Below are 24,869 nucleotides of genomic sequence, written 5' to 3' on the forward strand. Positions count from 1 at the left end.
AACCGCGTGATCGTTCTTCGCGGGCAAGCCTCGCTTCTACGGGTCCGTGTTGCCCAAACGAGGGGGTATATTCATATGCCCTTTCGATCTAGCTGGCGGCCTGATTAGAAGAGGTCGCTGTGCTAGGATTCCCCGCTCGAACACGGCCCGCTGGCCGTCCATAAGATCGTTTTCGTGAGTAGCCATGGTCGACAAACTGACGCATCTGAAACAGCTGGAGGCCGAAAGCATCCACATCATCCGCGAGGTCGCCGCCGAGTTCGATAACCCGGTGATGCTGTACTCCGTCGGTAAAGACTCCGCCGTGATGCTGCACCTTGCGCGCAAGGCATTCTTCCCGGGCAAACTGCCGTTCCCGGTGATGCACGTCGACACCCGGTGGAAGTTCAAGGAGATGTACGCGTTCCGCGACCGCATGGTCGAAGAGCTGGGCCTTGACCTGCTGGTACACGTGAACCCCGATGGCGTCGCGCAGGGCATCAACCCGCTGACCCACGGCAGTGCCAAGCACACCGACATCATGAAAACCGAAGGCCTGAAACAAGCCCTCGACAAGTACGGCTTCGACGCCGCTTTCGGTGGCGCTCGCCGCGACGAAGAAAAGTCCCGTGCCAAAGAGCGCGTGTATTCCTTCCGCGACACCAAGCACCGCTGGGACCCGAAAAACCAGCGCCCAGAACTGTGGAACGTCTACAACGGCAACGTCAACAAGGGCGAATCCATTCGTGTGTTCCCGTTGTCGAACTGGACCGAACTGGACATCTGGCAGTACATCTACCTCGAAGGCATCCCGATCGTGCCGCTGTATTTCGCCGCCGAGCGCGACGTCATCGAGATGAATGGCACCTGGATCATGATCGACGACGAACGCCTGCTCAATCACCTGAGCGATGAAGACAAGGCGCGCATCGTCAAGAAGAAAGTCCGTTTCCGCACACTGGGTGACTACCCGCTGACCGGTGCGGTCGAGTCCGAGGCCACCAGCCTGACCGACATCATTCAGGAAATGCTCCTGACGCGAACTTCCGAACGCCAGGGCCGGGTCATCGATCACGATGGCGCAGGCTCGATGGAAGAAAAGAAACGTCAGGGTTATTTCTAAGGGGTTGTCATGTCGCACGCATCTGATTTGATCAGCGAGGACATCCTCGCCTACCTGGGCCAGCACGAACGCAAGGAAATGCTGCGCTTTCTGACCTGTGGCAACGTCGACGACGGCAAGAGCACCCTGATCGGGCGCCTGCTGCACGACTCCAAGATGATCTACGAAGATCATCTGGAAGCCATCACCCGCGATTCGAAAAAAGTCGGCACCACCGGCGAAGACATCGACCTGGCGTTGCTGGTCGACGGCCTGCAGGCCGAGCGTGAGCAGGGCATCACCATCGATGTCGCCTACCGCTATTTCTCCACCGCCAAACGCAAATTCATCATCGCCGACACTCCTGGCCATGAGCAGTACACCCGCAACATGGCCACCGGTGCGTCCACCTGTGACCTGGCGATCATCCTGGTCGACGCCCGCTACGGCGTGCAGACCCAGACCCGCCGCCACAGCTTCATCGCCTCGTTGCTCGGCATCAAGCACATCGTGGTCGCCATCAACAAGATGGACCTCAACGGCTTCGACGAAACCGTGTTCGAGTCGATCAAGGCCGATTACCTGAAGTTCGCCGACGGCATCGCATTCAAGCCGACCACCATGGCTTTCGTGCCGATGTCGGCATTGAAAGGCGACAACGTGGTGAACAAGTCCGAGCGCTCGCCGTGGTACACCGGCCAGTCGCTGATGGAAATTCTCGAGACCGTCGAGATCGCCAACGACCGCAACTACACCGACCTGCGATTCCCGGTGCAGTACGTCAACCGTCCGAACCTGAACTTCCGTGGTTTCGCCGGCACTCTGGCCAGCGGCGTCGTGCACAAGGGCGACGAAGTCGTTGTGTTGCCGTCGGGCAAGAGCAGCCGCGTGAAATCCATCGTCACTTTCGAAGGTGAGCTGGAACACGCCGGTCCAGGTCAAGCTGTCACGCTGACCATGGAAGACGAGATCGACATCTCTCGCGGCGACTTGCTGGTGCACGCCGATAACCTGCCGCAAGTGACCGACGCCTTCGACGCCATGCTGGTGTGGATGGCCGAAGAACCGATGCTGCCGGGCAAGAAATACGACATCAAGCGCGCCACGAGTTACGTGCCGGGTTCGATCACCAGCATCGTCAATCGCGTTGACGTGAACACCCTGGAAGAAGGTCCGGCCAGTTCGTTGAACCTGAACGAGATCGGCCGGGTCAAGGTCAGCCTCGACGCCGCGATCGCGCTGGACGGTTACGCCAGTAACCGCACCACCGGTTCGTTCATCGTCATCGATCGGTTGACCAACGGCACCGTTGCCGCCGGCATGATCATCGCCCAGCCGTTGGCGCATGGCAGCAGCACGCACCACGGCAAACTGGCGCACGTGGCCACCGAAGAACGCGCCCAGCGTTTCGGTCAGCAACCGGCCACCGTGTTGTTCAGCGGCTTGTCGGGTGCGGGCAAAAGCACCTTGGCTTACGCGGTTGAACGCAAACTGTTCGACTTGGGCCGTGCGGTGTTTGTCCTCGATGGCCAGAACCTGCGTCACGACCTGAATAAAGGCCTGCCACAGGATCGCGCCGGGCGTACCGAGAACTGGCGTCGTGCCGCGCACGTTGCGCGTCAGTTCAACGAAGCCGGTTTGCTGACCTTGGCAGCGTTTGTTGCGCCAAGTGCTGAAGGTCGTGAGCAGGCGCGGGAACTGATCGGCAAGGAACGTCTGCTGACGGTGTACGTCCAGGCCTCGCCGACGGTCTGTGCCGAGCGTGATCCGCAAGGCCTGTACGCGGCGGCCGGGGATAACATCCCGGGCGATTCCTTCCCGTATGACGTGCCGCTGGACGCCGACCTCGTGGTTGACACCCAGTCGCTGTCGCTGGAAGAAAGCGTCAAGCAAGTGCTGGATCTGCTGCGTCAGCGTGGCGCGATCTAAGCATTAGCCGCTAATAAAAAACCCGCCGATGAGCGATCATCGGCGGGTTTTTTTGTGTCTGTTCGGACGCCTTCGCGAGCAAGCCTCGCTCCTACGGGTTTGTGTCGCGTCATATGTTGCGATCATCCCAAATCCGTAGGAGCGAGGCTTGCCCGCGAAGAGGCCGGTACAGGCGCCTGATTACTTCGCCGGATACTCCCGATGCATTTGCTCCAGCAACGCATCCTTGTCTTCCCATAGCTGGTTGATCCAGCCCTGAAACTGCAATCGATACTCGCCATCCTGGTCGTAATTCTTGCCAATGAACTGCGGCGGAATCTTCAGCTCCTGAAAATGCACCACCACATCCTTCACATTCCCGCACAGCAGATCCCAGTAACCGGGACGCCCGGCCGGGTAGTGAATGGTCACGTTGACGATCGACTCAAGCTGCTCACCCATCGCATCCAGCACAAACGCAATGCCGCCGGCCTTGGGTTTGAGCAGGTACTTGAACGGTGATTTCTGCTGCGCATGCTTGCCTTCAGTGAAGCGCGTGCCTTCGACGAAATTGAAAATCCCCACCGGGTTATTGCGGAACTTGTCGCAGGTCTTGCGGGTGGTTTCCAGGTCCTTGCCTTTCTTCTCCGGGTACTTTTCCAGATAGGCCTTGGAGTAGCGCTTCATGAACGGAAAACCCAGCGCCCACCAGGCCAGGCCAATCACCGGCACCCAGATCAGTTCCTGCTTGAGGAAAAACTTAAGTGGCTGGATGCGACGGTTGAGTACGTACTGCAACACCATGATGTCGACCCAGCTCTGGTGGTTGCTGGTGATCAGGTACGAGTGCTGATAATCCAGCCCTTGCAGGCCGCTGAGGTGCCAGCGGGTGCGGCAGACCAGGTTCATCCAGGCCTTGTTGTTGCTGATCCAGGCTTCATGGGTATGGCTCATCAACCAGAGCGTGAAACGCTGGGTGAGGGCAAAGGGCAACACCTTGAAGATCGCCACGCAGAACAGAAACGAGCACAGCAAAATGGTATTCAACGCCAGCAACAACGATGCAATCACGCCGCGCACGGCGGCAGGTAGGAAAGCCAGCATTTAAAGATCCATAGGTCGGTTGGCAGCTTGAATCGCGGTCAACGCGATGGTGTACACGATGTCATCGACTTGCGCGCCGCGCGGCAGGTCGTTCACCGGTTTGCGCAGGCCTTGCAGCATCGGCCCGAGGCTGACGCAATCGGCACTGCGCTGCACGGCTTTGTGCGTGGTGTTGCCGGTGTTCAGGTCGGGGAACACGAACACCGTGGCGCGACCGGCGACCTGGCTGTTCGGCGCCAGTTGCCGGGCGACGGTTTCGTTGGCAGCGGCGTCGTACTGCAACGGGCCATCGATCAACAAAGAGTTTTGTTGTTCGTGAGCGAGCAATGTCGCCTCGCGAACCTTCTCGACTTCTTCACCGCTGGCCGATTCACCGCTGGAGTAGCTGATCATCGCCACACGCGGGGTGATGCCGAACGCGGCAGCCGAGTCTGCACTTTGCAGGGCGATCTCGGCCAGTTCGCTGGCGCTCGGGTGCGGGTTCATCACGCAGTCGCCGTAGACCAGCACTTCTTCGGGAAACAACATGAAGAACACCGACGACACCAGCGTGCAGCCCGGTGCGGTTTTAATCAGCTGCAGGGCCGGGCGGATGGTGTTGGCGGTGGAGTGGATGACCCCGGAGACGAGACCATCGACCTCATCCAGCGCCAGCATCATGGTACCGATCACCACGGTGTCTTCCAGTTGCTGCTCGGCCATCGGGGCGTTGAGGCTTTTGCTTTTGCGCAGGGCCACCATCGGCTCGACGTAGCGCTCGCGAATCAGATCCGGGTCGAGGATTTCCAGCCCCGGCGGCAGCTCGATGCCCTGGGCGCGGGCGACGGCCTCGACGTCTTCCGGTTTCGCCAGCAACACGCAACGGGCGATGCCGCGCGCCTGACAGATCGCCGCGGCTTGCACGGTCAGCGGCTCGCTGCCTTCAGGCAGGACGATGCGCTTGTTGGCGGCCTGGGCGCGCTGGATCAATTGATAGCGGAACACCGCGGGCGACAGGCGCATTTCCCGTGGCGTGCCGCAACGCTGGTGCAGCCAGTTGGCATCCAGATGACTGGCAACGAAATCGGTGATGATCTCCGCACGCTCGCGGTCGTCGATCGGGATTTCCTTGTTCAGACCGTTCAACTGATTGGCGGTGTCGTAGGAGCCGGTGCTCACCGACAACACCGGCAAGCCCGCCTGCAATGCGCCTCGGCACAGGTCCATGATGCGCGGGTCGGGCAGGGTGTCGCTGGTCAGCAACAGGCCGGCCAGGGGCACGCCGTTCATGGCGGCGAGGCTGACGGCGAGGATGATGTCGTCGCGATCGCCGGGGGTCACCACCAGCACGCCGGGCTTGAGCAGCTCCACGGTGTTGCGCATGGTGCGGGCGCAGATGATGATTTTGGTCATGCGCCGGGTTTCGTAATCGCCGGCATTGAGAATCTGCGCGCCCATCAGGTCGGCGACGTCGCGGGTGCGCGGCGCGTTCAGTTCCGGCTGAAAGGGAATGCAGCCGAGCAAGCGAAAATCACCGCTGCGCAGCAACGGCGAATGTTCTTTCAGGCGCGAGGCGAAGGCCTCCATGCTCTCGTCGGTCTTGACCTTGTTTAGGATCACGCCGAGGACTTTCGGGTCTTTCGGCCCGCCGAACAATTGCGCCTGCAGTTCCACTCGGCCGGACAGTTCAGTCAGCACTTCGTTTTCCGGCGCGGAAACCAGGATCACTTCGGCGTCGAGGCTTTTCGCCAAATGCAGATTGACCCGCGCGGCGTAACTGGCGCTGCGGGTCGGGACCATGCCTTCGACAATCAGCACATCCTTGCCGACGGCCGCTTGCTGATAAAGAGTGATGATTTCTTCGAGCAGCTCATCCAGCTGACCGTCGCCGAGCATACGCTCGACGTGTGCCAGACCGAGCGGCTGAGGCGGTTTCAAACCGTGAGTGCGGGCCACCAGTTCAGTGGACCGTTCAGGCCCGGTGTCACCCGGATGCGGTTGGGCAATCGGTTTGAAAAAGCCGACTTTGAGGCCGGCTCGCTCAAGGGTGCGCACCAGTCCGAGGCTGATGGAGGTCAGACCCACACCAAAATCGGTGGGCGCGATAAAAAAAGTTTGCATGCGGATTCTCTAAGGGTGCATGGCAATGGCGATCATCTATATCTGACGATCTACCGAAATTCAGTCGCCAAGGTTATCGCTAACCGAGCCTTGTGCGCACCAACCGCAATCAAAGGGCTGGCCTATTTTTTCAATACGTTGCGCGGGATCCAGGACCCAGGCACGTGATTGCCACGGCGGCTGGTGACGCAGGTGCTGAGTATGGCCGCAGGACAGGTCGGCCACCCAATGCCCGTCCTCATCCTGATGGAAGCCGGTGACCGTCGAGCCTTTCGCCGCAATCCGTCTGTCCGGGTTGTGTTCGCTTTCGGACGATTGCTTCGCTAAACTTGGCCTTTCTTCATTCTTATGCAAAAGGTCTCGCCCCATGCTGATCGCCGCCAATAAGGCTGTCTCCATCGACTATACCCTGACCAACGACGCTGGTGAGGTCATCGACAGCTCCGCCGGCGGCGCGCCGCTGGTCTACCTGCAAGGCGCAGGTAACATCATCCCGGGCCTGGAAAAGGCTCTGGAAGGCAAAGCAGTCGGCGACGAGCTGACCGTAGCCGTTGAACCTGAAGATGCCTACGGCGAATACGCTGCCGAACTGGTCAGCACCCTGAGCCGCAGCATGTTCGAAGGCGTCGACGAACTGGAAGTGGGCATGCAGTTTCACGCTTCCGCGCCGGACGGCCAGATGCAGATCGTTACCATCCGCGATCTGGACGGCGACGATGTCACCGTCGACGGCAACCACCCGTTGGCCGGTCAGCGCCTGAATTTCCAGGTCAAGATCATCGACATCCGTGACGCCAGCCAGGAAGAAGTCGCTCATGGTCACGTCCATGGCGAAGGTGGCCATCACCACTGATTTTCTGCGCTAAGCTCAGAGAACTGGAGAGGCGCCCGAGGGCGCCTTTTTAGTCCGCGGCTGTCCCTGGCGACAACGCCAAGTGGCTGTTTCGAGTAGAACACGGGAATCTGGAGTTCGTCATGAGTGCTTTTCACGACCTTAAATTGACAGCCCTGGATGGACAGGAGCTACCGCTGGCGCCCTTTAAAGGGAACGTCGTGCTGGTGGTCAACGTCGCCTCCAAATGTGGCTTGACCCCACAGTACGCGGCACTGGAAAACCTTTACCAGAAGTACAAAGGCCAGGGTTTCAGTGTGCTGGGCCTGCCGTGCAACCAGTTTGCCGGGCAGGAACCGGGTACCGAGCAAGAGATCCAGGAATTCTGCAGCCTCAACTATGGCGTGACCTTTCCGTTGTCCAGCAAGCTGGAAGTCAACGGTCACGATCGTCATCAGCTGTACCGTCTGCTGGCGGGCGAGGGCGCGGAGTTTCCGGGGGACATCACCTGGAACTTCGAAAAATTCCTGCTGGGCAAGGACGGCCGTGTGTTGGCGCGGTTCTCGCCGCGCACAGCGCCGGATGATCCGACGGTCATCCATGCGATTGAAAAAGCGCTGAGCTAACCCCTCTGTAGAAGCGAGGCTTGCCCGCGAAGGCGTCATGTCATTCAACATTGATATCGACTGACCTGACACCTTCGCGAGCAAGCTTCGCTCCTACTGTCTTTTGACCCTTAATCACCAAAATCAATAGTGCTTTTCAAAGCTTGCGGCTCTCCATATTATCGCCGTCATAAAGTCTTTTCACGTGGAGCGTCCCATGCCAGTCAAAGCCCTGTTCAAACCGTTCCACCTCGGCACCCTTGAATTGCCGACCCGCGTCGTCATGGCGCCGATGACCCGCTCGTTTTCGCCGGGTGGCGTTCCCAATTCCAAAGTGATCGAGTACTACCGTCGACGCGCCGCCGCAGGCGTAGGCCTGATCATCACCGAGGGCACCACCGTCGGGCACAAGGCCTCCAACGGCTATCCGAACGTGCCGCATTTCTACGGTGAAGCCGCGCTGGCCGGCTGGAAAAAAGTGGTCGACGCAGTTCACGCCGAGGGCGGCAGGATCGTTCCTCAGTTATGGCATGTGGGCAGCGTGCGCCGCATCGGCACCGAGCCGGATGCCAGCGTTCCGGGTTACGGCCCGTCGGAGAAATTGAAGGACGGTCAGGTCGTGGTTCACGGCATGACTCAACAGGATATCCAGGACGTGATCGCGGCGTTCGCCCAAGCGGCTAAAGACGCCCAAAGCATCGGCATGGATGGCGTGGAAATCCACGGCGCCCACGGCTACCTCGTGGACCAGTTCTTCTGGGAAGGCAGCAACCAGCGCACCGACGAATACGGCGGCAGCCTGGCCAACCGTTCGCGTTTTGCCATCGAATTGATTCAGGCCGTGCGTGCAGCCGTCGGCGAAGGCTTCCCGATCATCTTCCGTTTCTCGCAGTGGAAGCAGCAGGATTACACCGCGCACCTGGTGCAAACACCGGAGGCGCTGGGTGAGTTCCTCAAGCCATTGTCCGACGCTGGCGTGGACATTTTCCACTGCTCGACGCGCCGTTTCTGGGAGCCGGAGTTCGACGGTTCCGAGCTGAACCTGGCCGGCTGGGCGCGCAAGCTGACGGGCAAACCGACCATCACCGTGGGCAGCGTTGGCCTGGATGGCGAGTTCCTGCAGTTCATGGTCAACACCGACAAGATCGCGCAGCCGGCCAGCCTGGAAAAACTTCTTGAGCGCTTGAACAACGATGAGTTCGATCTGGTGGCGGTAGGGCGTGCGCTGCTGGTCGACCCGGACTGGGCGCAGAAAGTGCGTGATGGTCGTGAGGAAGACATCCTGCCGTTCAGCCGTGAGGCGTTGATGACGCTGGTTTAAGCAGCGACTGGACTCACTTCTTCGCGAGCAGGCTCGCTCCCACACTGGATTTGTGTTCGACGCAGAACCACTGTGGGAGCGAGCCTGCTCGCGATGGCTGACTCAATGTCACCAAAGATTCAGGGTAAGGACGCTGCACCAGGAACCACCTGTTCCCTGACACAAGCCCCCCGCAACTGCCCCTCAAACTGCTCGATAATCGCCGCCCAACCCTGACGACTCGCATGCTGACGCGCATTGAGCCGCACGCAGCGCAAGGTTTCGCGCTCTTCCAACAACCACGTCGCGGCATCGCAGAACGCCTCTTCGTCCCCCGGCATCGCCAACACGCCGTTGTAGCCATGGCGTATATGCTGAGCCGCGGCAGCCTGATCGTAGGCCACCACACCCAATCCCGAGGCCAGCGCTTCAAGCACCACATTGCCAAAGGTTTCGGTCATGCTTGGAAACAGAAATACATCCGCTGACGCATAGTGACTGGCCAAGACTTCGCCACGTTGTGAGCCGCAGAAAATCGCGTCAGGCAGTTCCTTCTCCAAAAAACCTCGCTGCGGCCCGTCGCCGACCACGATCAATTTCAATTTGCGCTGTGGATAAGTGGCCTTCAACGCGTCAAAACAGCGCTTGAGCAAGCCAAGGTTTTTCTCCTGCGCCAGGCGTCCTACGTGGATGACCGCGATGTCCTTCTCGGTCAGCCCCCACTGTTCGCGTAAAGATTGCAGGCGTTTAACCGGATGAAATAATTGGCTGTCGACCCCTCGGGACAACAACGCCAGACGTTCGAAATGACGCCGCTCCAGTTCCAGTCGCTGGCTGATGCTCGGCACCAGAGTCAACGTGGACCGATTGTGAAACCAGCGCAGATAATGAGTCAGCAAGCGCGACAGCAAGCCGAGCCCGTACTGATTGGAATACTGCTGGAAATTGGTGTGAAAGCCGCTGACCACCGAAATCCCCAAGCGCCGCGCCGCGCGCAACGCCGACAACCCCAACGGTCCTTCGGTGGCGATGTAGAGCACGTCCGGACGATGACGCTTCCAGCGCCGTAGCAGCTTGTGCACGGACGACTGACCCCATTGCAAGCCCGGATAGCCCGGCAACGGCCAGCCGCGACACAGCAACAATTCATCGCTACTGGCCGCCAGCTGATCGCAGCCTTGACGCGGCCGCACCAGTTCGACCTGATGCCCGCGCGCGCGCAAACCATCGCACAAGCGGCCAAGGGTATTAGCCACGCCGTTGATTTCCGGTGGGAAGGTTTCGGTGATCAGAGTGATATGCAGAGCTGTCGTCATGACCCCAGTGTCGGCTGGGGGCATGTCGTCATTGTGGCGTTTCGATGATGGATTTGTGACGGTGTCAGCGTTGGGTCACCAGATTCTCTGCGCCGCGCTCACGCACCCAGAACAGCGTCGCACCCGCCACAGCCGCCGGCATCATCAGGATGTTGACCACCGGAATCAGCAACACCAGATACACGATCCCGCCGAAACTCATGCTCTGCCAACGCTTTTCGCGCAGCCAGGCGAGCATTTCGTTCCAGCCCAGTTTGTGGTTGTCTGCCGGGTAGTCGATGTACTGGATCGCCATCATCCACACGCCGAACAGCAGCCACAGCGGCGCGGCAATGATGTTCACCACGGGGATGAACGAGAGAATGAACAAGCCGATTGCCCGCGGCAGGAAGTAGCCGAGTTTGCGCATTTCCCGGGCCAGGGTCCGGGGGACCATTTCGATCAGTTCGCCCCAGCTGAACGCTGGGAAGTCATCGGTGCCGCGCACCACCACTTCCACTTTCTCCGCCAGGAAGCCGTTGAACGGCGCGGCGATGACGTTGGCGAGCATGGTGAAGGTGAAAAACACCATCAGAACCACCAGCACGACAAAAATCGGCCAGAGGACGTAACTGAGAAAACTCAACCAGTCGGGCAGGGACGGCATCAGCGTATCGACCCACAGGCTGAATTGATGGCTGGCCAGGTAGATCAATCCGACGAACAGCACGAGGTTGATCGCCAAGGGCAACAATACGAACAAACGCAGGCTGGGGCTCAAGACCAGCTTGAGGCCTTCGCGCAGGTATTGCGGGCCGGACAGAACGGGGGCGGGCATAACGTGCTCCGAGCAGAGGGAAAACGCGCCGACCTTACCGGCTTTGCCTGACAGGCGAAAGCGCGGTCGCAGCATCGACATCAACTGTAACAAAGGCGTCTCTATATTCAGCGTGACGGTATAGAGACCACCTATGAGCTGGATTGTTAAACCGTATTTCCTTAATCTTCGCCCCCTCGATACGCTGCACCCCATACTTTTTACAGGACTGTCGAGCTCAAGCCTTCCCCAAGTGCTTTCAACGGTCCTTTTTTATTCCCGCCGGCAACCCGGCGTTCCGCGCCAGATGTTTACGGCCGGTCAACAGGAGCAGGTCATGTCTGAAGTCCGTCATTCGCGAGTGATTATTCTCGGTTCCGGCCCTGCCGGTTACAGCGCCGCGGTCTATGCCGCCCGTGCCAACCTCAAGCCACTGCTGATCACCGGCATGCAAGCCGGCGGTCAACTGACCACCACCACCGAAGTCGACAACTGGCCGGGCGATGTCCACGGTCTGACCGGCCCGGCGCTGATGGACCGCATGAAAGAGCACGCTGAGCGCTTTGAAACCGAGATCGTTTTCGATCACATCAATGCCGTCGACTTCGCTGCCAAGCCATACACCCTGATCGGCGACAGCGCGACTTACACTTGCGACGCGTTGATCATCGCCACCGGCGCCAGCGCGCGTTACCTCGGCCTGCCTTCGGAAGAAGCGTTCATGGGCAAAGGCGTTTCGGCCTGCGCAACCTGCGACGGTTTCTTCTACCGCAACAAGCCAGTGGCTGTGGTGGGTGGCGGCAACACCGCTGTCGAGGAAGCGCTGTACCTGGCCAACATCGCCAGCACCGTGACCCTGATTCACCGCCGCGAAACCTTCCGCGCCGAGAAGATCCTGATCGACAAGCTGAATGCCCGGGTTGCCGAAGGCAAGATCATCCTGAAGCTGAACTCGAACCTGGACGAAGTCCTGGGCGACAACATGGGCGTGACCGGTGCCCGTTTGAAGAACAACGACGGCAGCTTTGACGAGCTGACAGTCGACGGCGTGTTCATCGCCATTGGCCACACCCCGAACACTTCGCTGTTCGAAGGCCAGCTGACGTTGAAAGACGGTTACCTGGTTGTGCAGGGCGGCCGCGACGGCAACGCCACCGCGACCAACCTCGAAGGCATCTTCGCTGCCGGTGACGTGGCTGACCACGTTTACCGTCAGGCCATCACCTCGGCCGGCGCCGGTTGCATGGCGGCACTGGATGCGGAGCGTTACCTCGATGACCTGCAGAACGCCAAGTTCTGAAATCGTTGAAATGAAAAAACCGGCTTCGGCCGGTTTTTTTGTGCCCACAGAAAGTGCGGTCAACACAAACTCCTGTGGGAGCTAGCCTGCTAGCGATGGTGTGTCAGCTACATCGATGTGACTGACACACCATCGCTAGCAGGCAGCTCCCACAGGGACTACAGGGACTACAGGGACTTTATATTCAGATCAGTTTCTTCAGGCACGCCTCAAGAATATCCAGGCCTTCCTCCAGCACGGCAGACTCGGTGGTCAATGGCGCCAACAACCGAATGATGTGGCGCGATTTACCGCTGGGCATCAGCAGCAACCCCGCGTCTCGCGCCAGGCTCAGAAGTTGCGTCAACTGCGCCGAGGCCGGGGAGCCGTCGGCATGGCTCAGTTCGATGCCGCGCATCGCGCCGCCGCCGGTCAAACGACCCAGATACGGTGAAAGTTCGCTTGCGCGCCAGGACTCGTAACGGCTGACAATCGCTTCTTCCTGCTGCGCACCCCAGGCGTGCAGGTTGGCATCCGTCATTTCATCTAGCGTCGCCAATGCGGCGGCGCAGGCGATGGGGTTGCCCGAATAGGTGCCGCCCAGTCCACCTTTGGGCAAGGTGTCGAGCAGCGACTTGCGCCCGACCACCGCGCCCAGTGGCACGCCGCCGGCGATGCTTTTACCCAGCAGGATCAGGTCCGGCTCGATGCCCAGGCGCGAAAACGCAAAACGTTCGCCGGTGCGGCCGAAGCCGGACTGGATTTCATCGGCGATCAGCAGAATCTTTTTTTCATTGCAGAACGTGCGCAGCGCCTGGGCGAACGCCACGTCCATCGCCAGGAACCCCGCTTCGCCTTGCACCGGCTCGACGATAAAGCAGGCCACATCTTCAACGTCGATTTCGACACTAAACAGTCGATCCATGGCTTTCAAGGCATCGGCACAGGTCACGCCGTTGTCCTTGCTTGGGTACGGCAAATGGAACACCGGCCCCGGCAGTACACCGACTTTCTGTTTGTAAGGCGCGACTTTTCCATTGAGATTGAGTGTGGCGAGGGTACGGCCGTGGAAGGCGCCGTCGAACGCGATGACCGCGGTGCGACCGGTGGCGCCACGCACGATCTTCAGGGCGTTTTCCGCCGCTTCTGCGCCGCTGTTGGTGAGCATGCCGCTGACCGGGTAGTCCACCGGCATGAACGCCGTCAGACGATCCATCAGTTCGATGTAGGGCGCATGCGGTGCGGCGTTGAACGCGTAGTGAGTCAGCCGCGTGGCTTGTTCGCGAATGGCCTCGACGATGCGCGGATGGCAATGGCCAAGGTTAAGTACGCCGATGCCGCCGACAAAGTCGATATAGCGTTTGCCATCGGTGTCCCACACCTCGGCGTTTTTGCCGTGGCTGAGCGTGACGGGATGAACGACGTTGATCGACTGGCTGATGGTTTCGCTGCTCATGGGTACCTGACTCAGAAGAAGGGATGCTTCTTTTTATCTAAGCCGTGAGCAGTGGTACCCGGCAAACGAAATAAAGTTGCCGGGTCAATCTTAAAAGTCGGGATGTGTGCGAATAAGAGATGGGCAGGCAAAGCGTAACCTGTGGCGAGGGAGCTTGCTCCCGCTGGGTCGCGCAGCGGCCCCAAAAAAGAGGGACCGCTACGCAGTCCAGCGGGAGCAAGCTCCCTCGCCACAGGTTCAGTGTCACTTGTGAAGTGTTTTGCGGGCTTTGATCAGCGACGAGTCAGCGGTTGCTGCGAGAACTTCACGCCGGCCAGACCATGCGTAATCAACGCGCGAATGTTGCCGTGGTCGTTGCCTTCAGGCGTGGCCACGACCGAGCGGTAATGCTCGCCAAACGCCAACAGCGCTTCTTCATCGCTCAGGCCTTCCAGCAGCGCCAGGCCCAGGGTCTTGCACGAACCTTCGTTCTGCCCGGCGGCGTTTTCCACGCCACCGTTGTTGAAAGCCTGAGGCTGGTAGTCATAACCCGCGGCGATGAACGCCAGGGTGTCGGCGAAAACGTGATCGCCGCTCTTGAGGCTGGTGCGCAGGGTCGTCAAATCATTCATCGGGTTTTCCTTTGGCGAACGCCGCTTGTTGTTCGGCGTTGGCTTCTTGCTGGTATTGGGCTTTCCACTCGGCGTAAGGCATGCCGTAAACCACTTCGCGGGCGTCATCGAGGCTGACCTCGATCTGGCGTTCATCGGCGGCGGCCTTGTACCACTTGGACAGGCAGTTGCGGCAGAAACCCGAGAGGTTCATCAGGTCGATGTTCTGCACGTCCTTGCGGCTGTCCAGGTGGGCGACCAGCCGGCGAAAGGCGGCGGCTTCAAGTTCCAGGCGTTGTTGATCGTTCATGGCGGGCTCTGTGCAATTCAATCGTGGCGCGGATGATAAAAGTCTGACGGACAATGCGCCAGACGCGGTCAGCGGCTCGCTGCAAGCGTAATGGACACCGACTCGGCGAATCGCAGGGCGTGTGGCTTGTCGACTTCAACCTCGGCGTACAGCACCGACGCGTTGGCCATGACCAGATCGAGGATCTCCTGGGTCAGGCGTTCGAGCAGGGCGAAGCGATTGCCTTCCACGTGGGCGATGATCGCCTTGGTGATGGTCCGGTAATTCAGCGCGTGATCGATGTCGTTGTCACGCACCGCTTCCTGAGCGGCATACAGGATGGTCAGGTTGATCAGCACATCCTGCTTGTTGAGGATTTCATCCTCGTTGATCCCGATGAAGGTCCGCAGGCACAGGTCCTTGACCCGGATGCGTGCCATTCCTGGTTGAAGTTGTGGCATTGCTACTTGCTCCGTCCAATCAATTGCAGGAACTCCTGGCGGGTGTTGCTCGAGTCGCGGAAGGCGCCGAGCATCACCGAGGTGTTCATGGTCGAATTCTGTTTCTCGACGCCGCGCATCATCATGCACATGTGCTTGGCTTCGATGACCACCGCGACGCCCGCCGCACCGGTCACTTGCTGCACCGCGTCGGCGATTTGCCGGGTGAGGTTTTCCTGGATCTGCAGGCGACGGGCGAACATGTCCACCAGTCGTGCAATCTTCGACAGGCCCAGCACTTTGCCCGTTGGAATATAAGCCACATGCGCCTTGCCGATGAAGGGCAGCATGTGATGTTCGCAGAGCGAGTACAGCTCGATGTTGTCGACGATGATCATTTCATCGTTGTCGGAAGCGAACAGTGCGCCGTTGACGATCTCTTCGACACTCTGGTCGTAGCCGTGGCAGAGGTACTGCATGGCCTTGGCCGCGCGAACCGGGGTGTCTTGCAGTCCTTCGCGGTCGGGGTTTTCACCGAGGCCGATGAGGATATCGCGATAGCTCTGGGACAATGAATTCTGGGGCAGGGATAACGTCATGGAACATCCTCGCGGGGCCGCTTATTTGATGTGCCGTCCGCCGTTGACGGTCAGGGTCGTGCCGGTGACATAAGGGTTGTCGAGCAAATAACGCAGGCTCTGGTAGATCACTTCGCTGCCGGGTTCGATGCCCAGCGCGGATTTGGCCAATGCTTTGGCGCGGTACGCCGCGTTGTCGTCGGGGTTGAACATTAGCAGGGCTGGCGCGATACCGTTGACCTTGATTGTCGGCGCGTATTTCGCGGCGAAGGACAGGGTGAGGCTGTCGAGCCCGGCTTTGCTGGCGCAGTAGCCAATGTGTTTGCTGCTGCCCTTGCGGGTCACGTCATCGCTGATGTGCACGATGTCGGCGGGGCTTGAGCGTTCGAGCAAGTCGGCACAGTGCAGGTTGATCAAATAGGGCGCCAGCATGTGCACGCTGAACATGCGGGTGAAGGCCTCGGCGTCGGTGTCCGGGGTTTCGGCCAGCCATTCGGAAGCGTTGTGGACAATGGCTCGCAGGTTGTCGGTGTGGGTTTTCAGTTGAGTGATGAACGCGAGGATCCCCGCTTCAGTGGAGAAGTCGGCAAATACCGCAGTGGCGCCCAGGTTGCGCAATGTCTGCACGCCGGGGCGCTCGCTGCGGTAGCTGAAGATCACCGGATGGCCGTCTTCGAGTAAACGCTGCGCACAGTGCAGGCCGACACGCTGGCCGGCACCGGTGATGAGGATCGGAGCTGCGGAAGAGGTCATGAACGGCTCGCGTCGCGGTAAGAGCAAAACTATACCAGCGCGCAGCGGCATTCACCTATTGCGGGGCTCCTACATGGAAATCAGTGGTTTTGGGGAGTGGGCTCGGCGGGCAATGGGCGTGCCGGCGTGCTGTTCAGCCAGCCGGCCAGCAGGCGGGTCGACAACGGAATGAAGAAATAGACCATCAATGGCGTCAGGCATAGGGTGCTGATGAGTACGCGCGGCAGCAGGCTCATGTCGTCGAGCAACGGCCCCAATACAAAGTTGAACAGCAGGGAAACCGGAAAGAATGCCAGCCAGATCGCCACAGCCTGCTTCCAGCGGGGTGGGCGCTGGCCGACCGCGCCGAACCAGCCTTCAATGCCACTCACGCGATGTTCCGTCTTATGCGCAAACAGATCGCTGCCGCGGGCCAGCCATGCGGTACGCGAAGCGGAGTGCTCCCAGGCGTGCATGGTTTGCTCGTTGGCAAAGCGGAAAATAATCTGGAATTCGTTATCGCCGGGCGGCGGAGCGAGCACGCCTGAGCCGAGATAACCGGGAAAGTCGGTGGCCAGTTGTTCGCCTTCGCGCAACCAGGCCATCAGGTCCTGATAGCGCCCATCGGCGACGCGGCGCGCAACCATCAGCGTGACGGGTGAGGTAGACATGGTGAATCTCCGTATAACAGACGCGTCACTCCGGGTAGGAGTTTCGCCAGGCGCAGCGCCGGGGTGATGGGCTGCGTCTTGAGACAAGCAAGGATTATTCCTGATTTTGACGGATACACCAGCGACTTCGTCGTTTATCAGTCTTGAACAGGCATGGGGTGGAAGAGTTAGAATGGGATCCAATTTTGCACGCGGACGTCATTGCCACATGCCTGTCCTGACTGAAGGTGTCCCAGTTTTGCAGCGAGGTGCTGCACTGGAACAGGAAGAGCTGTTTCCCATTCGTGAAGTAGCGCGCCTGACGGGTATCAACCCTGTCACGTTGCGCGCATGGGAGCGACGATATGGCCTGATCCAGCCCACACGCACCGAAAGCGGGCATCGGCTGTACTCGATGGCGGATATTGAAAAGGTCCGCAGCATTCTCGGCTGGATCGACCGCGGCGTTGCGGTGAGCAAGGTCGGCAAGATACTGGCCAAGACCGAGCCGCTCAAAGCCCTGGCGAAGATCATTCCCGACGAACTCGTTCAGGCCGACTACGCCCAGTGGCAGCAGCAGGTGCAGGTGGCGGTAACGGCGTTTGACGAGGTGAAGCTGGAGCAAGTCTATGGACAGATTTTTTCCAGTTACCCTCTGACAGTGGTGTTCCAGGACATCCTGATGCCGATTTGGAAGCTGATGCTGCAGCGCCATGACGCGTTCGGTCAGACCAGTGGGTGGCTGTTTCTGGATGGTTTCCTGCGTTCACGCGTGTTGCAGCGCATGCTGCTGGTGCGTGTCATGCAGCCTCGACGTGTGATTGTCTGCGCCTTGGCCGATCAGGCTCATGAACTCGAAGTGCTGGTCACGGCGCTGTACCTGAGCAGTGTCGACTCGGCCATTCAATTGCTGGCGATCGGTCAGCCCTTCGACGAGTTGACCCTGGTTTGCGAGCGGATCAAGCCCACGGCACTGGTGCTGGTGTCCCATCACGCACCGGCTCCTGAGTTGCCTCGACGTCTGAATCGACTGGCCTTGAGCCTGGACTGTCAGTTGTTGCTGGCCGGCGATGCGTCGGACCTGGCACAGGACAGCCTGGCCGGATCGTCGATCGGGTGTCTGGGGAATGAGGGGATGGTGATGCGTCAGCGTCTGAAACAGTTCCTGGCAGGAAACCTGGATACCTGAATTCAGAGGTGCAGTGCGGGATGTGTCAGGCGATGCTGCTGAAGGATGTACTGGCGCAGACGCTCGGTCTCGTCCTTGTCGCTCTGGCTCAGTTCGTAGGCGTAGAAACCTTGTTCGGTTTCGCGCTCAAAAGTACCGCGCAATGCAATCCGCTCATAGCCTGAAGGGCTGAACCACAACGCGAAGTGCTTGGGGGGTTTGGTCTTGTTGCGGACTTCCAGCAAAACGCCTTTGAACGATATTTCGTGCACCCACATCGTGCCAGGCTGGCCTTTGGCATTTTCCAGCGCCACTGGCTCTTCGAGCGTCAGGCGCCATGGCCGTACCATCGGGCCGTCTTCATAAATACTCGGCACACCCAGGCGCAAATGCAGCGCATGAAATTCGTCTTCCACCAGGTGCAGCGGAAAGGTCATTTGCTGGTTTTCGAAGTTGGCCTGGATGGTGACTTGCTCATGTGCTGCCAGGCGCGTGAGCAAATCACGGATTTGCGATCCACCGTTGACGAGCAGACTCGACGTTGCATCCCGCACATTGAGTTGCGGGTTGTGTTGCATGGTCTGGATGAAATCCAGCTCATCCTGTGTCAGGAGTGCGTCGCGTTGCATGGCTTGCTCGAAAGGAATAGTTACAAAGTCATCGGTGATTGTAGTTAATGACCATTAATTCGCCGTTTTGTTTTTGCCGTTCGTCGCTTTGAGCGCAGCAAGCTCGGCTTGCGTCTGCGCCAATTGCGCCTCCAGTTGCGCAACTCGCTGTTGTGCCTTGACCTGAACGGTGACGTCTTTCTGCACGCCCACAAAGTAAGTCTGCCCGTCATTCGGGTTTTTCACTGTGGAAAGGGAAAGCTCATTCCAGAACGGCGTGCCGTCCTTGCGATAATTTCTCAGGATTTCCCGGCAGGAGCCGTCATTGCTCAAGGATTCGCGAATCGTAGTGAGGACTTCCTGATCCCGGTCGCCGGCCTGCAGGAAACGGCAATCCTGGTAGAGAATTTCTTCGCTGGTGTAACCCGTCAGACGCTCAAACGCAGGGTTTACGTAAATCAGGATGTTGTCCTGTTCGCCTTCCTTTTCGGCAATCACAATGCCGTCGTTGGAAGCGTTAATCACCATTTGCAGCAGTTGAGCGTTGATCATCGGAGAATCCTTTCCGTATTGATAGGGATTTGCATTCTAAAAGATCAAATGAGCCTGTGCTGTTAATATCTGTGTCTTTTACTCAGCTTCAGGATCGATTGATGAAAGTTGCCATCATTTCCGGCTCGGTGTACGGCACGGCAGAAGAAGTTGCCCGCCACGCCGCCACTCTTTTAAAAGAAGCGGGTTTCGAAACCTGGCACAACCCGCGGGCAATGCTTGCCGATGTCCAGGCCTTCGGCCCGGAAGCATTTCTGGCGGTGACGTCGACCACCGGCATGGGTGAGTTGCCGGACAACCTGCAACCGCTGTATTCGATGATCCGTGACCAATTGCCTGCGGCCTGGCGCGGTTTGCCGGGGGCGGTGATCGCCTTGGGCGATGCAAGTTATGGCGATACGTTCTGCGGCGGCGGCGAGCAGATGCGTGAATTGTTCGGCGAACTGGGCCTGCGCGAAGTGCTGCCAATGCTGCGCCTGGACGCCAGCGAAAGCGTGACCCCGGAAACCGACGCCGAACCTTGGCTGACGGAGTTGATTAAAGCGCTGCAGGGCTGACCGGCCGCTCGCGCAGCAGGGCGAGCCAGGCTTGTGCAGCCTTCGACAAGTACGCACCTTGACGCCAGATAAAGGCGATGTCCCAGCGCAAATAGCTCGGGGCATTCAAGGTCAGGCGCACCACACCTGGCCGCACCAGCCCGCGTGCCACCACGCTGGGCAACAGCACCACGCCTTGGCCGGCCGCCACCAGTGCCGCGAGAAAATCCGCCTGGCCACTGCGCCCACCTTCCTTGGGCGTAAACCCCAGCTGATGACAGGCCTGCAGCAAACGGTCGTTGAGCACGAAGCTGCGCTGATACAGCAGAAACGGCGTATCGGCCAACTCCTCCAATCCGATCACCGACTTCGTCGCCAGGGGATGATCGGCGGGCAGCAGCGCATCCAGCGGCTCATCACAGAAAGGCTGAAAGGCGAACTGCGGATCCTTCGGCAACAGACTGCCACCGAGTTCGAGCTCACCGCTCAACACCGCTTGTTCGATGTTCAGGCTACCGCCCTCCAGTAACTGAATGCTGATGTTCGGATAGCGCCGCCGGTACTCGGCAAACAGCCCGGCGAACAGCGCGTCACTGCCCAGCAATGGCAGGCCCAGACGCAATTCCCCGCGAGCCAGTTGGCTCAAATCGTCCAATTCGCTGAGCAACTCGTTGCGCAGCCGCAGCATGCCTTCGGCCCGTTGCAGTACCACGCTGCCGGCGGCGGTCAGGCGAAGCTGCGAACCCAAACGTTCGAGCAGCGGTGTGCCCAGGCTCTGTTCCAACTGAGCGACTTGCTTGCTGACCGCTGATTGGCTGATGTGCAGGGTCTTGGCGGCTTGAGTGAAACCCCCTTGGTGCATCACTTCGACGAAGCTGCGTAGTTGCTTGAATTCCATGCGCATGATTCCAGATTGGAATAGAGCCGAGTCTAACAATTCGTTTCGGGGATAGCAGCCCGCTCCGTAAAATGAGCACCTGTGAGGACTGAAACCATGAATGCATCAACCTTCAAACGCCTGGCTCGATTGACCGCTGAACTGGCCGTGCTGCTCGGCATCTACCTGCTCGGCTGCGAAATCGCCGCAGGATTGGCCTGGCCGATCCCGGGTGGCGTCATCGGCATGGCGCTGTTGCTGCTGGCCTTCGCGGTTGGCGGGATCAAACCGGCGGCGTTGCAAATGGGCGCCGGCCTGTTGATGGCCGAGATGCTGCTGTTCTTTATTCCAGCGCTGATGAGCCTGCTCGATTACGGCGGCCTGATGCGCGATGACGGTTGGCGGATTCTGCTGGTGATTGGTGTCAGTACGCTGATGGTGATGCTGGTCACCGCGTTTACCGTGGAAGGGGTGGTGCGGTTGAGGAGGTCCCATGAAGCTTGAGTTGATGCCGATGTTCTGGCTGGCCTTCACACTCTCGGCCTATTTATTCAGTCGCTGGATCTACCGGCGCACCGGGCGTTATCTGCTGTCGCCGCTGATTCTGGTTCCGGCCCTGCTGCTGGCCCTCGCGGTTCCGCTGCACACCGCATATGCCGAGTATTCGAGCAACACCCATTGGCTGATGCGGGTGCTGGGGCCGGTGACCGTCGCGTTCGCGGTGCCGATCTGGCAACAGCGGCAGATGCTGATGCGGCATTGGCCGGCGTTGCTGCTCGGAATGCTGGCAGGCAGTGTAGCTTCCATCGGCACCTCGTTCGGTCTGGCCAAGGCGCTGGCGCTGGACAGTTCGGTGACGATGTCGCTGGTGCCACGTTCCATCACCACGCCGTTTGCCATGCCGCTGGCTCACGACCTCGGCGGCGTGCCAGAACTGACGGCGGTGTTCGTGATGTTCACCGGGGTGTTCGGGGCGATGCTCGGCGGCCTTTTATTGAAGTGGCTACCGTTGCGCAGCGCTCTTGCGCGCGGCGCGTTGTTTGGCGTCGGCGCGCACGGTGCCGGCGTCAGTCGGGCCCATGAAGTGGGCGGTGAGGAAGGCTCGGTCGCGGGGCTTGTCATGGTTCTGACGGGGCTTTTGAACCTGTTTGCCGCCCCCTTGTTGGCGGCGGTCCTTTGACATGGATCCAGTCTTTCTCCTGAACTGACTCGTTAGGTCACCAAGCTGGCTGCCAATGCAACTACGCGAAATCCGGGGGCGACTAGACTGCGGTAACGACAGTAAAACTATAAGAACAGGAGGTCCTTGCCGTGAAAGTTGCTCCCGTCCAATCCCCCCATAGTGTGAAAGACCAGGTCAGTGCCGCCGAGTGGCAGACCCGCGTCGACCTGGCGGCCTGTTATCGTCTGGTTGCTTCGCATGGTTGGGATGATCTGATCTTCACGCACATCTCGGCCAAGGTGCCGGGCACCGAAGATTTCCTGATCAATCCGTTCGGGCTGATGTTTCACGAGATCACCGCATCGAGCCTGGTCAAGGTCGACCAGGCCGGCAACAAGCTGATGGACAGCCCTTACGAGATCAACCCGGCGGGGTACACCATTCACAGCGCCGTGCATGAAGTGCGTCACGATGTGGTGTGCGTATTGCACACCCACACCGCTGCAGGTGTGGCAGTGTCCGCGCAAAAGCAGGGCATTCTGCCGATCAGTCAGCAGTCATTGTTTGTGCTGTCCAGCCTGGCGTATCACGCCTACGAAGGTGTTGCCCTGAACCATGAAGAGAAGGCGCGTCTGCAAGCCGACCTGGGTGAAAACAATTTCCTGATGCTGCACAACCACGGCTTGCTGACCTGCGGCAGCACCATCGCCGACACGTTCCTGATGATGTTCACCTTTCAGCGCGCCTGCGATATCCAGGTGCTGGCGCAGAACGGTGGCGCCGAGCTGATTGCTATCGAGCCGCAGATTCTGGCGGGCGCCAAGGCGATGATCGCCGGCGTGACCAAAAGTGCTCAAGGGATGGGTGGCGCGTTGGCCTGGCCGGCGTTGCTGCGCAAACTCGATCAACAAGACCCGGGTTATAAACTCTAATGCAGCTCGCCGAGATCCCCCTGTGTGTCTGGCGCAAACGCGGCCAGGAGTTCGCGTTCCGTGGCCAGACCATTCGTTACTGGACGGCGGGTCAGGGTGAGCCCCTATTGCTCATCCACGGCTTTCCCACCGCCAGTTGGGACTGGCACTACCTGTGGCAACCGCTGGCGCAGCGCTATCGGGTGATTGCCTGCGACATGCTCGGCTTCGGCGACTCCGCCAAGCCGGTCAATCACGAATACAGCCTGCTGGAGCAGGCCGATCTGCAACAGGCCTTGCTCGCGCATTTGAACATCGAGCAGCCGGTGCATGTGTTGGCCCACGATTATGGCGACAGCGTGGCTCAGGAGCTGTTGGCCCGGCATTACGAAGCGCGCATTCACCTCGCCAGTTGCGTGTTCCTCAATGGTGGCCTGTTTCCCGAAACCCATCGACCGCTGCTGGCGCAAAAACTATTGCTCAGCCCGTTAGGTTGGATGATTGGCCGCGCCTTCACGCGTGATGCGATGGTGAAAAGTTTCCGGCAGATATTTGGTCCACAAACTCGACCCACCGAAAGTGAGATGGATGATTTTTGGGGCCTGATCGACAGCAATCACGGCCAGCGGATCATGCACAAACTCATCGCTTATATCCCTGAGCGGCGTGTTCAGCGCGATCGTTGGGTCAGCGCCATGCAGCGTGGCGAGGTCCCGCTGCGGGTCATCGATGGAGAGGTCGACCCCATTTCCGGCGCTCACATGGTCAAGCGCTATCGGGAACTGGTCCCCAACCCGGACACGGTGCTGCTGCCCGATATTGGCCATTACCCTCAGACCGAAGCGCCGGCGCAGGTGCTCAAACATTACCTGGAGTTTCGGGATCGGCTGGTTTCTCCGCCGCGCAGGGCCGCCTGTTCCTGACTATCCCCCAGCCTTATCGGGCACCATTCAGCTCTACCTGTGTTTATTGTGACCAGCAGCCTGGTGCCTGACACTCGGACTTATTGTCCCTGGTCTGCTGGAGTTCCCCCATGAATGAGTCTGTGCGCTTCGAAGATAAAGTTGTGATCGTCACGGGTGCCGGCGGCGGCCTGGGCCGGGCTCACGCGCTGCTGTTCGCCAAACAGGGCGCCAAAGTGCTGGTCAATGATCTCGGCGGCTCGGCGCAAGGGGAAGGCGCGAACGCCTCGGCAGCAGACCGCGTGGTGGCGGAAATTCGCGAGGCGTGCGGCATCGCCGAAGCCAACCACGACTCCGTTACCGACGGCGACAAAATCGTCCAGCACGCCCTCGACGCCTTCGGTCGCATCGATGTCGTGGTCAACAACGCCGGGATCCTGCGTGACAAGACCTTCCACAAAATGGACGACGCCGACTGGGACCTGGTTTACCGCGTCCACGTCGAAGGCGCCTATAAAGTCACCCGCGCCGCCTGGCCGCACATGCGCGAGCAAAACTACGGCCGCGTGATCTTCACCGCATCGACCTCGGGCATCTACGGCAACTTCGGCCAGTCCAACTACGGCATGGCCAAACTCGGCCTCTACGGCCTGACCCGCACACTCGCCATCGAAGGTCGCAAGAACAACATCCTGGTCAACGCCATCGCGCCCACCGGCGGCACCCGCATGACCGAAGGCCTGATTCCGCCGCAAGTGTTCGAGCAACTCAAGCCGGAACTGGTCAGCCCGTTGGTGGTGTACCTGGCCAGTGAAAATTGCCAGGAGACGTCCGGGTTGTTCGAAGTTGGCGGCGGCTGGATGGGCAAGGTTCGCTGGGAGCGTAGCCTGGGCGCAGGGTTTGATCCGCGGGCGGGCTTCTCGCCGGAGGATGTGGCGGCGCATTGGCAGCAGATTTGTGATTTCGAAGGGGCGGCGCACCCGAAGGACAATATTGAGGCGCTGAAGGAAATGATGGGGAATTTGCAGAAGTATTCGATTTGACGTTGATGTATTGCGCAGGGCTTGCCTGAATCCTGCCAAGTCCCCGATTGTCCC

Annotated in this window: 28 protein-coding genes; 13 read left to right on the plus strand and 15 right to left on the minus strand. The window is 59.6% G+C overall.

What is annotated here, in order from left to right:
• Positions 1-184 precede the first annotated feature (184 nt).
• Both cysD and cysN read left to right on the plus strand, forming a co-directional pair.
• A complete protein-coding gene (cysD, locus tag ACA051_RS04560) occupies positions 185-1,102 on the plus strand; it encodes a sulfate adenylyltransferase subunit CysD (RefSeq protein ID WP_010463281.1) in 918 nt (305 codons plus the stop codon).
• A gap of 9 nt (positions 1,103-1,111) precedes the next feature.
• A complete protein-coding gene (gene cysN, locus ACA051_RS04565; protein WP_497373668.1) occupies positions 1,112-3,010 on the plus strand; it encodes a sulfate adenylyltransferase subunit CysN in 1,899 nt (632 codons plus the stop codon).
• Positions 3,011-3,190: 180 nt separating this feature from the next.
• On the opposite strand, the gene yihG is transcribed toward cysN, so the two are convergent.
• Genes yihG through ACA051_RS04580 form a run of 3 tightly spaced genes read right to left on the minus strand, consistent with a single transcriptional unit; the run spans position 3,191 to position 6,592 of the window.
• Positions 3,191-4,093, minus strand: coding sequence for a 1-acylglycerol-3-phosphate O-acyltransferase, YihG family (gene yihG / locus ACA051_RS04570; RefSeq protein WP_497373670.1), 903 nt, complete (start codon positions 4,091-4,093; stop codon positions 3,191-3,193).
• Positions 4,094-6,193, minus strand: a complete 2,100-nt coding sequence (pta, locus tag ACA051_RS04575; protein ID WP_109628005.1) for a phosphate acetyltransferase — start codon at positions 6,191-6,193, stop codon at positions 4,094-4,096.
• Between the two features lie 60 nt (positions 6,194-6,253).
• Positions 6,254-6,592: a DUF3565 domain-containing protein gene (locus ACA051_RS04580; protein ID WP_497308086.1), complete on the minus strand. Its 339-nt coding sequence runs from the start codon at positions 6,590-6,592 to the stop codon at positions 6,254-6,256.
• On the opposite strand from ACA051_RS04580, the gene ACA051_RS04585 reads away from it, so the two are divergent.
• From ACA051_RS04585 to ACA051_RS04595, 3 genes are all read left to right on the plus strand, one after another.
• Positions 6,561-7,046 carry an FKBP-type peptidyl-prolyl cis-trans isomerase gene (locus tag ACA051_RS04585; protein WP_045061434.1) on the plus strand — a complete coding sequence of 162 codons (486 nt, stop codon included), beginning with the start codon at positions 6,561-6,563 and terminating at the stop codon, positions 7,044-7,046. The two genes, ACA051_RS04580 and ACA051_RS04585, sit on opposite strands and share 32 nt — an antisense overlap.
• Positions 7,047-7,168: 122 nt before the next feature.
• Positions 7,169-7,651 (plus strand): glutathione peroxidase, encoded by a 483-nt coding sequence (locus ACA051_RS04590; protein WP_219095738.1) that lies wholly within the window; start codon positions 7,169-7,171, stop codon positions 7,649-7,651.
• 196 nt (positions 7,652-7,847) lie between these two features.
• Positions 7,848-8,951: an NADH:flavin oxidoreductase gene (locus ACA051_RS04595; protein ID WP_497373673.1), complete on the plus strand. Its 1,104-nt coding sequence runs from the start codon at positions 7,848-7,850 to the stop codon at positions 8,949-8,951.
• A 119-nt stretch (positions 8,952-9,070) separates the two neighbouring features.
• Here ACA051_RS04595 and ACA051_RS04600 read toward each other — a convergent pair whose 3' ends face one another.
• A complete protein-coding gene (locus ACA051_RS04600; RefSeq protein WP_497308090.1) occupies positions 9,071-10,270 on the minus strand; it encodes a glycosyltransferase family 4 protein in 1,200 nt (399 codons plus the stop codon).
• 40 nt (positions 10,271-10,310) lie between these two features.
• Positions 10,311-11,063, minus strand: a complete 753-nt coding sequence (gene cysZ, locus ACA051_RS04605) for a sulfate transporter CysZ (RefSeq protein ID WP_497308092.1) — start codon at positions 11,061-11,063, stop codon at positions 10,311-10,313.
• 316 nt (positions 11,064-11,379) lie between these two features.
• On the opposite strand from cysZ, the gene trxB reads away from it, so the two are divergent.
• Positions 11,380-12,342, plus strand: coding sequence for a thioredoxin-disulfide reductase (gene trxB, locus ACA051_RS04610; protein ID WP_497308094.1), 963 nt, complete (start codon positions 11,380-11,382; stop codon positions 12,340-12,342).
• 184 nt (positions 12,343-12,526) lie between these two features.
• On the opposite strand, the gene ACA051_RS04615 is transcribed toward trxB, so the two are convergent.
• The 7 genes from ACA051_RS04615 to ACA051_RS04645 all read right to left on the minus strand — a co-directional run bounded on the left by ACA051_RS04615 (position 12,527) and on the right by ACA051_RS04645 (position 17,077).
• Positions 12,527-13,777, minus strand: a complete 1,251-nt coding sequence (locus tag ACA051_RS04615; protein ID WP_497373675.1) for a 2-aminoadipate transaminase — start codon at positions 13,775-13,777, stop codon at positions 12,527-12,529.
• Between the two features lie 272 nt (positions 13,778-14,049).
• On the minus strand, positions 14,050-14,388 hold the full coding sequence (locus ACA051_RS04620; RefSeq protein ID WP_497308098.1) for a HopJ type III effector protein: 339 nt from the start codon (positions 14,386-14,388) through the stop codon (positions 14,050-14,052).
• Entirely contained in the window at positions 14,381-14,677 is a 297-nt protein-coding gene (locus tag ACA051_RS04625) for a DUF1244 domain-containing protein (protein ID WP_497373677.1), read from the minus strand. The genes ACA051_RS04620 and ACA051_RS04625 overlap by 8 nt, the downstream gene beginning before the upstream one ends.
• Positions 14,678-14,745: 68 nt before the next feature.
• Positions 14,746-15,117, minus strand: a complete 372-nt coding sequence (gene folX, locus ACA051_RS04630; RefSeq protein WP_007970304.1) for a dihydroneopterin triphosphate 2'-epimerase — start codon at positions 15,115-15,117, stop codon at positions 14,746-14,748.
• Positions 15,118-15,119: 2 nt separating this feature from the next.
• The gene (gene folE, locus ACA051_RS04635; RefSeq protein ID WP_497308099.1) at positions 15,120-15,695 is read right to left on the minus strand and encodes a GTP cyclohydrolase I FolE; all 576 of its coding nucleotides are present in this window, start codon (positions 15,693-15,695) and stop codon (positions 15,120-15,122) included.
• Positions 15,696-15,716: 21 nt separating this feature from the next.
• Entirely contained in the window at positions 15,717-16,427 is a 711-nt protein-coding gene (folM, locus tag ACA051_RS04640; RefSeq protein WP_497373679.1) for a dihydromonapterin reductase, read from the minus strand.
• Positions 16,428-16,507: 80 nt separating this feature from the next.
• The gene (locus ACA051_RS04645) at positions 16,508-17,077 is read right to left on the minus strand and encodes an antibiotic biosynthesis monooxygenase (protein WP_497308103.1); all 570 of its coding nucleotides are present in this window, start codon (positions 17,075-17,077) and stop codon (positions 16,508-16,510) included.
• Between the two features lie 208 nt (positions 17,078-17,285).
• On the opposite strand from ACA051_RS04645, the gene ACA051_RS04650 reads away from it, so the two are divergent.
• On the plus strand, positions 17,286-18,245 hold the full coding sequence (locus tag ACA051_RS04650) for a MerR family transcriptional regulator (RefSeq protein WP_497373681.1): 960 nt from the start codon (positions 17,286-17,288) through the stop codon (positions 18,243-18,245).
• A gap of 2 nt (positions 18,246-18,247) precedes the next feature.
• Here the strand turns inward: ACA051_RS04650 and ACA051_RS04655 are convergent, their stop codons facing one another.
• Together ACA051_RS04655 and ACA051_RS04660 are read right to left on the minus strand one after the other, a co-directional pair.
• The gene (locus ACA051_RS04655) at positions 18,248-18,853 is read right to left on the minus strand and encodes a hypothetical protein (RefSeq protein WP_497308106.1); all 606 of its coding nucleotides are present in this window, start codon (positions 18,851-18,853) and stop codon (positions 18,248-18,250) included.
• 54 nt (positions 18,854-18,907) lie between these two features.
• Entirely contained in the window at positions 18,908-19,384 is a 477-nt protein-coding gene (locus tag ACA051_RS04660; RefSeq protein ID WP_497308108.1) for a PAS domain-containing protein, read from the minus strand.
• A 101-nt stretch (positions 19,385-19,485) separates the two neighbouring features.
• Here ACA051_RS04660 and ACA051_RS04665 point away from each other — a divergent pair, with 101 nt between their 5' ends.
• A complete protein-coding gene (locus ACA051_RS04665; RefSeq protein WP_497308110.1) occupies positions 19,486-19,941 on the plus strand; it encodes a flavodoxin in 456 nt (151 codons plus the stop codon).
• On the opposite strand, the gene ACA051_RS04670 is transcribed toward ACA051_RS04665, so the two are convergent.
• Positions 19,922-20,818: a LysR family transcriptional regulator gene (locus tag ACA051_RS04670; RefSeq protein WP_497308111.1), complete on the minus strand. Its 897-nt coding sequence runs from the start codon at positions 20,816-20,818 to the stop codon at positions 19,922-19,924. The two genes, ACA051_RS04665 and ACA051_RS04670, sit on opposite strands and share 20 nt — an antisense overlap.
• 96 nt (positions 20,819-20,914) lie before the next feature.
• Between ACA051_RS04670 and ACA051_RS04675 the strand changes: the two genes are divergently transcribed.
• From ACA051_RS04675 to ACA051_RS04695, 5 genes are all read left to right on the plus strand, one after another.
• A complete protein-coding gene (locus ACA051_RS04675; protein WP_497308113.1) occupies positions 20,915-21,301 on the plus strand; it encodes a CidA/LrgA family protein in 387 nt (128 codons plus the stop codon).
• Positions 21,291-21,977, plus strand: a complete 687-nt coding sequence (locus ACA051_RS04680) for an LrgB family protein (RefSeq protein ID WP_497308114.1) — start codon at positions 21,291-21,293, stop codon at positions 21,975-21,977. Before ACA051_RS04675 ends, ACA051_RS04680 begins: the two co-directional genes overlap by 11 nt.
• A gap of 131 nt (positions 21,978-22,108) precedes the next feature.
• Positions 22,109-22,891, plus strand: coding sequence for a class II aldolase/adducin family protein (locus ACA051_RS04685; RefSeq protein WP_497308115.1), 783 nt, complete (start codon positions 22,109-22,111; stop codon positions 22,889-22,891).
• Positions 22,891-23,793 (plus strand): alpha/beta fold hydrolase, encoded by a 903-nt coding sequence (locus ACA051_RS04690; RefSeq protein WP_497308116.1) that lies wholly within the window; start codon positions 22,891-22,893, stop codon positions 23,791-23,793. The genes ACA051_RS04685 and ACA051_RS04690 overlap by 1 nt, the downstream gene beginning before the upstream one ends.
• 110 nt (positions 23,794-23,903) lie before the next feature.
• Positions 23,904-24,815, plus strand: coding sequence for an SDR family oxidoreductase (locus ACA051_RS04695; RefSeq protein WP_497373683.1), 912 nt, complete (start codon positions 23,904-23,906; stop codon positions 24,813-24,815).
• Positions 24,816-24,869: the final 54 nt, after the last annotated feature.

The sequence above is a fragment of the Pseudomonas sp. LBUM1669 genome, from assembly GCF_059695705.1.